This window comes from Streptomyces prasinopilosus, from assembly GCF_001419695.1.
GTDB classification, from domain to species: Bacteria; Actinomycetota; Actinomycetes; order Streptomycetales; family Streptomycetaceae; genus Streptomyces; species Streptomyces prasinopilosus.
Genome location: NZ_LIRG01000974.1, coordinates 1 through 1673, shown reverse-complemented (window position 1 = coordinate 1673; position 1673 = coordinate 1). Strand labels below are relative to the sequence as shown.

Genomic DNA, 1673 nt, shown 5'->3' with positions numbered 1-1673 from the left:
CAGCCGACCCGGCCGGCCTCTCCACCCGGCCGGGTCGGGGACCGGCCGGCCCCGGACCGGTCGCCCGCCGGTTCCCCGCCGGTTCCCGGCCGGCGGAGAGCCCCCGGAGGAACGGGAGCGGTGCTCAGACCCCCATCTCCGCCGCGATCCGGCCCGAGCGGACCGCCGTGACCAGGTCCGCGTGGTCCGCCTCCGTGCGGTCGGCGTAGCGGAGGGCGAACTCTCCCATCGCCTCGTCGAGTTCGTCGCTCTTGCCGCAGTAGCCCGCGATCAGGCGGGGGTCGGCGCTGTGGGAGTGGGCGCGGGCCAGGAGGGCTCCGGTCATCCGGGCGTAGTCGTCGACCTGGTCGGCGGAGAGGGCCGTGGGGTCGACGCTGCCCTTGCGGTTGCGGAACTGCCGCACCTGGTAGGGCCGCCCCTCGACGGTCGTCCAGCCCAGCAGGTTGTCGCTGACCACCTGCATCCGCTTCTGGCCCAGGACCACGCGCCGGCCCTCGTGGCCGGTGTCGGGGACGTCGAAGCCGGCCGTCAGCAGGTGCGGCACCAGCGCCGAGGCGCGGGCCTCCTTCACCTGGAGGACGAGCGGCTCGCCCCGGTGGTCGAGGAGCAGCACGACGTACGAGCGGGTGCCCACGCTGCCCGTGCCGACGACCCGGAACGCCACGTCCTGCACCGCGTGCCGGGCCAGCAGCGGAAGCCGGTCGGGCTGGAGGGTGCCGACGTACTCCTCCAGGGAGGAGGCCACCGCCAGGGCCTCGGCGTCCGGGACGCGACGCAGCACCGGGGCGGCGTCGACGAAGCGACGGCCGCCGTCCTCCGTCGCCTCGGTGGACTTGGCCGCGAAACGGCCGCTGGTGTTGGCGCGGGCCTTCGCGTAGACCCGCTCCAGCGTGCCGAGGAGATCGTGCGCGTCGGCGTGGGAGACCAGTTCCTCGTCGGCGATGGCGTTCCACGCGTCGAGCGCCGGCATCCTCGCCAGCAGCCGCATCGTGCGACGGTAGGCGCCCACCGTGTCACGGGCGGCCTTGCGGCAGGTGTCCTCGTCCGCGCCGACCTCCCGCCCCGCGAGCACCAGCGAGGTGGCGAGCCGCTTGAGGTCCCACTCCCAGGGCCCCCACACCGTCTCGTCGAAGTCGTTCAGGTCGATGACCAACCCGCCGCGCGCGTCACCGTACAGACCGAAGTTCGCCGCGTGCGCGTCGCCGCAGAGCTGCGCGCGGATCCGCGTCATGGGGGTGCGGGCCAGGTCGTGGCCCATCAGGCCCGCCGATCCGCGCAGGAAGGCGAAGGGCGTCGCCGCCATCCTGCCCACCCGTATCGGCGTCAGCTCGGGCAGCCGGCCGCGGCTGGACTCCTCGACCGCACCGAGCGCGTCGGGGCGGGAGGGATCCGGCTCGAGAGCGGAGTGCGCCTTGCGCGGCACCGACCGGCGCAGAGCCTTTCCCGCCGCCTTCGCCGAGCCCTCGGGCGGCCACGCCGCGAAGCCCGGTACGCGCGGCAGCCGCCGCGCCTCTCCGGCGGTGCGGCCCGGCTCCGCCCGCTCCGCACGCCCTGCCAGACCAGCCAGGCGCCGCCGATCTCCAGGATCGCGGCGAGGACGAACAGGGCGGCGGAGCGGGCGATCAGCATGCGGGCAGCTTCGCACGCGGACTTCCGGAATAACGGGGGCGGGG

At 75.2% G+C, this 1673-nt stretch carries 1 protein-coding gene and 1 pseudogene; both read right to left on the bottom strand.

Annotation, left to right across the window (positions count from 1 at the left end; translation table 11 throughout):
* Positions 1 to 124: 124 nt before the first annotated feature.
* Positions 125 to 1567, bottom strand: coding sequence for a DUF2252 domain-containing protein (locus AOK18_RS29220; RefSeq protein WP_079105248.1), 1443 nt, complete (start codon positions 1565 to 1567; stop codon positions 125 to 127).
* Positions 1534 to 1629, bottom strand: a pseudogene (locus tag AOK18_RS31565) (YnfA family protein); the annotation flags it as partial. The pseudogene AOK18_RS31565 and the gene AOK18_RS29220, both read right to left, overlap by 34 nt.
* Positions 1630 to 1673 lie beyond the last annotated feature (44 nt).